Here is a 6,697-nt window from a genome sequence, read left to right as displayed (position 1 = left end):
GATCAGGCTTCCACCTCAACTAATCACGAGCCTCAGGCCCGCGCGACGATCATCCCGGAGCCGGAGTGCCCCCGCCGGAGGCGAAAAGAAGTTGGCGTGCCAGGGAGCTCGCATGGAGCATGAGCTATGGGGCTGTTCAACAGGGTGAAGTTTCCCAAGCCGCTCACTTGCCCGAACTGCGGAGTGACTGGTATCTGGACCGCGCAGTTCTGGTTCGGGGCGACAGACCTCATCGACTATGAGGTGGGGCAGCATCTGAACTGGGAGTACAGATGGGCCGTGGCGGGTGAACCCGGCCATCACCGTGTGCTTGCTCAGGGCGTGCTGGAGGGGTGTAGGCACTGCGGCACGTACGACTTCGGCGGCAGCCTATGGGAGATGGTTGTCATTGAGATTGTCGATGACGTGATCGTGTCGGTAGTGCAGGACACCAGCGGTGATGGCTGGTGGGCAGAGGACTGGCGAGTGCTTGAGGCATAGAGCAGTGCTCAGCTGAACGCGGGACGCGCGCGTCGCGCGCGAGAACGGCCCCCAGGCCGCACGCGCAGCGTGCTGGCGTGCGCGGGCCGCGTGGCGGCGCGCAGCGCCGCCCTTGATACCTATGAGAACAATTCGGCAGTGCTCGCCATACGAGGCCTTCATGCTTCTCCTGCTGTACGGCCTGCGGCGAGGCGAAGCGCTGGGGCTGCGGTGGATCGACGTGGACTTCGAGGACGGACACGTCGACATCCGGCGGCAGCTCGTCCGAGTCGGAACAGAACTCCTTCACGGGCCCGTGAAGACCAAGGCGGGCAAGCGATCGCTGCCGCTGCTGGGAATCGTCCGTGAAGCGCTGGAGATCCAGCGGGATGGGCAGAAGATCCTCAGGGAGGAGGCGGGGGAGAACTGGGTGGACACCGGGCTCGTGTTCACGACCAGATCAGGGCGGCCCATCGAACCGCGGAACCTCGCCCGCTCCTTCGCCCGGATCGTGGAGCAGAACGAGCTGCGACCGATCCGCGTTCACGACCTTCGGCACACCGCCGCGTCGCTGCTCAAGAAGCTCGGTGTCGCGCCACGTGACGCCATGGAGATCCTGGGGCACAGCCGGATCTCAGTCACGATGGAGATCTACACGCACGGAGACGGCGAGAGCCGAGAGGATGCCCTCAGAAAGGTGACCGGGCTCTTCGAGTGAGGCCGTTGCAGTACCCGTTGCAGCAAAAGGCCCCGGAGCTTGATCGCTTCGGGGCTTTGCCGCTGGTGGGGCTACCAGGACTTGAACCTGGGACCTCTTCCTTATCAGGGAAGCGCTCTAACCGACTGAGCTATAGCCCCGCGCACACGAACCGTATCGCATCTTTCGGAGGGAAGCGAACCGGTTGTTCGACGAGGAAAAGCTTACCGTGTCTCGCGGCCTGCTCGCGCCGCCCCACCCGAGGGGCGGCGCGAGCAGTGCACGTCACTCGGCTTCGCTGAACGTCACCTCGACGCCTCCGACCAGGTCGGCGGAGATGTTGTAGATGACGGCGCCCAAGGTGGACAGGGCCGTGATCAGCACGACGTTCACCGCTCCGATGAGGGCGGTGTAGCCGAGGATCCGGACCGGCTCGAACCACGACGCGATGTCGATGGGCAACGAGGTCTGGCCGTTCTCGCCCTTGCCGAGCTGGTTGACCAGGTCGACCAGGGAGTCGAAGACGCCCAGGGCGGACAGCACGCCGTACAGGACGGCGACTGCCACGAACAGCACCACGAAGCACACGAGGGAGACCACGAAGCTGAACTTCATGGCCGACCACGGCTCGACACGGCGCAGGACCAGGTGGGCCTTGCGCGGCAGCCTGGCGCCGGCGCCTTTCGCCCCCTTCTTCTTCGGCAGCTCGACGGACGGCGGCGCCTCGGTCGTGAGGGACCCGCGGACGCGTGCCGTCTCGTTGTTATCCTGCTGCTCTTCCTGCCCGGCCGAGGCGGGGCGGCCCTTGCCGGGCCTGCCCTGCTCCTCCTCGGCCGGGCCGAAGATCTCCGTCTCGGTGGATTTCCTCGGCGTCTGCCCGTTACCCGAGGCCGCCGTGGCCTTGGCGGGTCCACCCTGGGCGCTCATGGATTACTCTCCTCCCCCGTCTATGTCATTCTCTGCCGAAGTCTCGATCGACTCCGCGTTCCGGGCGAGGGCCACCACGCTGTCGCCTTCAGCGAGATTCATCAGTCGCACTCCCATGGTCTGACGGCCGGACTGCTTGATCTCACCGGCACTCGTCCGGATCACCCCGCCGGCGGACGTGATCGCGAAGACCTCGTCCTCTGGGTTGACCATGACGGCTCCGACCAGCTTGCCACGGGACTCGACGATTTTCGCAGTAAGCACGCCTCTACCGCCACGTCCTTGAACTGGATAATGCTCCACTGGCGTCCGTTTCGCGTACCCAGCTCTTGTGGCGATAAGCACATCTTGACCGTCCGCGATCCGATTCATGGAGAGAAGCTCGTCTCCCTCCAGGAATCGCATGCCGATGACGCCGCTGGTCGCGCGCCCCATCGGGCGGAGCGCCTCGTCGGAGGCGGTGAACCGGATCGACTGCGCGCCCTTGGAGACGAGCAGCAGGTCGTCGTTCTCGGAGACCAGGCGGGCTCCGATGACCTCGTCGTCCTCCCGCAGGTTGATCGCGATGAGGCCGCCCGACCTGGGGGAGTCGTACTCGGACAGGCGGGTCTTCTTGACCAGGCCGCTGCGGGTGGCGAGCACCAGGTACGGGGCGACGTCGTAGTCGCGCAGGTCGAGGACCTCCATGACCTGCTCGTCCGGCTGCATGGCGAGCAGGTTCGCCAGGTGCATGCCGCGGGCGTCGCGCCCGGCGTCGGGCAGTTCGTACGCCTTGACCCGGTACACCCGGCCCTTGTCCGTGAAGAACAGCAGCCAGTGGTGGGAGGTCGTGACGAAGAAGTGGTCGACGATGTCGTCCTGGCGCAGCTGCGCCCCGCGCACGCCCTTGCCGCCGCGCTTCTGGGCGCGGTACAGGTCGGTCTTGGTGCGCTTGGCGTAGCCGCCCCTGGTGATGGTGACGACGACCTCTTCCTCGGCGATGAGGTCCTCGATCGACATGTCACCGTCGTAGGCGATGATCTCGGTCTTCCTGTCGTCGCCGTAGCGGGCGACGACCTCGGACAGCTCCTCGTTGACGATCTCACGCTGACGGGCCTCGCTGGCCAGGATCGCGTTGAACTCGGCGATCTGCGTCATGAGGGAGTCGTACTCGTCCTGGATGGCCTGGCGCTCCAGGGCGGCGAGCTTGCGCAGCTGCATGTCGAGGATGGCCTGCGCCTGCACCTCGTCGATCTCCAGCAGCCCCATGAGGCCCTGCTGGGCGTGCGCGGCGGAGTCGGAGGCCCGGATGAGGGCGATGACCTCGTCGAGGCGCTCCAGGGCCCTCAGGAGGCCGCGCAGGATGTGCGCACGCTCCTCGGCCTTGCGCAGCAGGTAGCGCGTCCTGCGGACGATGACCTCGATCTGGTGCGCCACGTAGTGGCGGATGAACTGGTCGAGGCGCAGGGTGCGCGGCACGCCGTCGACCAGGGCCAGCATGTTCGCGCCGAACGTGTCCTGGAGCTGCGTGTGCTTGTACAGGTTGTTCAGCACGACCTTGGCGACCGCGTCGCGCTTGAGCACGATCACGAGCCGCTGGCCGACCCGCGAGGAGCTCTCGTCGCGGACGTCGGCGATGCCGGTGAGCTTGCCCTCGCGGACCAGTTCGGCGATCTTCAGTGCGAGGTTGTCGGGGTTGACCTGGTACGGCAGCTCGGTGACGACCAGCGCCTGCCGCCCCTTGTCCTCCTCGACCTCGACGACGGCCCGCATGGTGATCGAGCCTCGGCCGGTGCGGTAGGCGTCCTCGATGCCGCGGCGGCCCACGATGAGCGCCCTGGTCGGGAAGTCGGGGCCCTTGACCAGGCGGATCGCCGCCTCCAGCAGCTCCTCGTCACCGGCCTCGGGGTTCTCCAGGTGCCACTTGACGGCGGCGGCCACCTCGCGCAGGTTGTGCGGCGGGATGTTGGTGGCCATGCCGACGGCGATGCCGCCCGAGCCGTTGACGAGGAGCTGCGGGAACCGCGCCGGCAGGACGTCGGGCTCCTGCGACTTGCCGTCGTAGTTCGGACGGAAGTCGACGGTCTCCTTGTCGATGTCGCGCAGCATCTCCATGGCGATGGGCGCGAGCTTGCACTCGGTGTAACGCATCGCCGCCGCCGGGTCGTTGCCGGGCGAGCCGAAGTTGCCCTGGCCGTCGACCAGCGGGTAGCGCAGCGACCACGGCTGGGCCAGGCGGACCAGCGCGTCGTAGATCGAGGTGTCGCCGTGCGGGTGGTAGGTGCCCATCACGTCTCCGACGACGCGGGCGCACTTGAAGTAGCCGCGGTCGGGACGGTAGCCGCCGTCGTACATGGCGTACAGCACGCGGCGGTGCACCGGTTTGAGACCGTCGCGCACGTCAGGCAGCGCCCTGGACACGATGACGGACATCGCGTAGTCCATGTAACTGCGCTGCATCTCGGACTGGATGTCCACCGGCTCGATGCGGTCAGCCGGTGGAGTGGTGTTCACGTCCGTCACAGGTTTGTGGTCCTTCTTCGTGGTCCGGCGGGCCGCGCGTGGCGGCTCACCGGGAATCTGCACCTACGGCTGGCCGTCAGACGTCGAGGAAGCGCACGTCGCGCGCGTTGCGGATGATGAAGTCGCGCCGGGCTTCGACGTCCTCGCCCATCAGGACGCTGAACAGGTCGTCGGCCTGGGCGGCGTCGTCGAGGGTGACCAGGCGCAGCAGCCGCGTCGCCGGGTTCATCGTGGTCTCCCAGAGCTGGCCCGCGTTCATCTCGCCCAGACCCTTGAACCGCTGCACGTTGTCGCGCGGGCGCGGGTCGGGCTTGCCGGCGGCGATGCCGTCGGCGATGACCGCGTCACGCTCGGCGTCGGAGTAGGCGTACGAGGCGTCCTCGCCCTTGCGGTCCCACTTGATCTTGTACAGCGGCGGGCACGACAGGTAGACGTGGCCGGCCTCGATGAGCGGCCGCATGAACCTGAACAGCAGCGTCAGCAGCAGGGTGTTGATGTGCTGGCCGTCGACGTCGGCGTCGGCCATGAGGATCACCTTGTGGTAGCGCAGCTTGGCGATGTCGAACTCGTCGTGCACGCCGGTGCCGAGCGCGGTGATCAGCGCCTGGACCTCGTTGTTCTTGAGAACCTTGTCGATGCGCGCCTTCTCCACGTTCAGGATCTTGCCGCGGATGGGCAGGATGGCCTGGAAGCGGGAGTCGCGGCCGCCCTTGGCGGAGCCGCCGGCCGAGTCGCCCTCGACGATGAACAGCTCGCACTTCTCGGGGTCGTTCCACTGGCAGTCGGCCAGCTTGCCCGGCAGGCCGCTGCCGGACTCCAGCAGCGACTTGCGCCTGGTCAGGTCGCGGGCCTGGCGGGCGGCGATGCGGGCGCGCGAGGCCTGCAGCGACTTGTTGATGATGTCCTTGGCCTCGCCGGGGTTGCGCTCGAACCAGTCGCGCAGGTGGTCGTTGCAGGCCTTCTGCACGAACGACTTGGCCTCGGTGTTGCCCAGCTTGGTCTTGGTCTGGCCCTCGAACTGCGGGTCGGACAGCTTGACCGAGATGATCGCGGTCAGGCCCTCGCGGACGTCCTCACCGCTGAGGTTGTCGTCCTTGCCCTCCTTGAGGAACTTCTGCTCACGCGCGTAGCGGTTGACGATGGACGTCAGCGCCGCGCGGAAGCCCTCCTCGTGCGTGCCGCCCTCGGCCGTGTTGATCGTGTTGGCGAAGGTGTAGACCGACTCCGAGTAGGAGTTGTTCCACTGCATCGCGATCTCCACCGCGATGCCCTCGCCCTCCTCCTCGAAGGACACGATCGAGGCGTGCGCCGGCTCCTTCTTGGTGTTGAGGTGCTTGACGAAGTCGGCCAGACCGCCCTCGTAGTGGTACTCGACCCGGACCGGCTCGCCGTTGACGTGGTCGGGACGCTCGTCGGTGAGCGTGATCGTCAGGCCCTTGTTGAGGAAGGCCATCTCCTGGAAGCGGCGCGAGAGCGTCTCGTAGTTCCAGGTGGTGGTCTCGAACACCTCGGGGTCGGGCCAGAACGTGATCGTGGTGCCGGTCTCGCCGGTCTCCTCGCCCTTGGCGAGCGGCGCGGTGGGCCTGGCGCGCTCGTAGCGCTGGCGCCAGTAGTGGCCGTTCTGCTTGACCTCGACGTCCATGGCGGTGGACAGCGCGTTGACCACGGCCGATCCGACGCCGTGCAGGCCGCCGGAGACCGCGTACGACTGGCTGTCGAACTTGCCGCCCGCGTGCAGCGTCGTCAGCACGACCTCGACCGCTGAGCGCTTCTCCACCGGGTGGATGCCCGTGGGGATGCCGCGGCCGTTGTCGATGACGCGCACGCCGTTGTCGGCGAGGAGCGTGATGTCGATCCTGTCGGCGTATCCGGCCAGGGCCTCGTCCACCGAGTTGTCCACGATCTCGTAGACGAGGTGGTGCAGGCCGCGCTCACCGGTGGAGCCGATATACATACCCGGGCGCTTGCGAACCGCCTCAAGCCCCTCGAGTACGGTGATTGAGCTAGCGTCGTAGGACAACTGCGAAATCCTCCTGCCGCGGACACGCGGCGGGGGAACGTTCTGCGCGAAGCTGCCCCTGCCGTGCCCGTCACCGTCGTGAGTGCCCCGAT

5 protein-coding genes and 1 tRNA gene are annotated in these 6,697 nt (G+C 67.0%); 2 read left to right on the top strand and 4 right to left on the bottom strand.

Annotated elements, in window-relative coordinates; translation table 11 throughout:
• The first annotated feature begins 126 nt into the window (after window positions 1–126).
• Both BMX74_RS33860 and BMX74_RS33855 read left to right on the top strand, forming a co-directional pair.
• Complete coding sequence (locus BMX74_RS33860; protein ID WP_055509962.1) at window positions 127–480, top strand: hypothetical protein; 354 nt, start codon at window positions 127–129, stop codon at window positions 478–480.
• A gap of 160 nt (window positions 481–640) precedes the next feature.
• Window positions 641–1,177, top strand: a complete 537-nt coding sequence (locus BMX74_RS33855; protein WP_055504159.1) for a site-specific integrase — start codon at window positions 641–643, stop codon at window positions 1,175–1,177.
• 63 nt (window positions 1,178–1,240) lie between these two features.
• Here BMX74_RS33855 and BMX74_RS33850 read toward each other — a convergent pair.
• The 4 genes from BMX74_RS33850 to gyrB form a co-directional block, all read right to left on the bottom strand.
• Window positions 1,241–1,317: transfer RNA gene (locus BMX74_RS33850), tRNA-Ile, on the bottom strand.
• Window positions 1,318–1,441: 124 nt separating this feature from the next.
• Window positions 1,442–2,083 carry a DUF3566 domain-containing protein gene (locus tag BMX74_RS33845; RefSeq protein ID WP_091104595.1) on the bottom strand — a complete coding sequence of 214 codons (642 nt, stop codon included), beginning with the start codon at window positions 2,081–2,083 and terminating at the stop codon, window positions 1,442–1,444.
• A 3-nt stretch (window positions 2,084–2,086) separates the two neighbouring features.
• Window positions 2,087–4,585, bottom strand: a complete 2,499-nt coding sequence (gyrA, locus tag BMX74_RS33840; RefSeq protein ID WP_055504158.1) for a DNA gyrase subunit A — start codon at window positions 4,583–4,585, stop codon at window positions 2,087–2,089.
• A gap of 76 nt (window positions 4,586–4,661) precedes the next feature.
• A complete protein-coding gene (gene gyrB, locus BMX74_RS33835) occupies window positions 4,662–6,605 on the bottom strand; it encodes a DNA topoisomerase (ATP-hydrolyzing) subunit B (RefSeq protein WP_082535072.1) in 1,944 nt (647 codons plus the stop codon).
• Between the last annotated feature and the right edge of the window lie 92 nt (window positions 6,606–6,697).

It is taken from the genome of Nonomuraea pusilla (genome assembly GCF_900109355.1).
In the GTDB taxonomy this organism is placed as follows: domain Bacteria; phylum Actinomycetota; class Actinomycetes; order Streptosporangiales; family Streptosporangiaceae; genus Nonomuraea; species Nonomuraea pusilla.
This window is presented reverse-complemented; position numbering and strand designations above follow the sequence as displayed.

Coding starts and splice junctions, on each gene's coding strand:
- BMX74_RS33855 (WP_055504159.1), top strand. CDS start 641: ATGCTTCTCCTGCTGTACGGCCTGCGGCGAGGCGAAGCGCTGGGGCTG.
- BMX74_RS33845 (WP_091104595.1), bottom strand. CDS start 2,083: ATGAGCGCCCAGGGTGGACCCGCCAAGGCCACGGCGGCCTCGGGTAAC.
- BMX74_RS33860 (WP_055509962.1), top strand. CDS start 127: ATGGGGCTGTTCAACAGGGTGAAGTTTCCCAAGCCGCTCACTTGCCCG.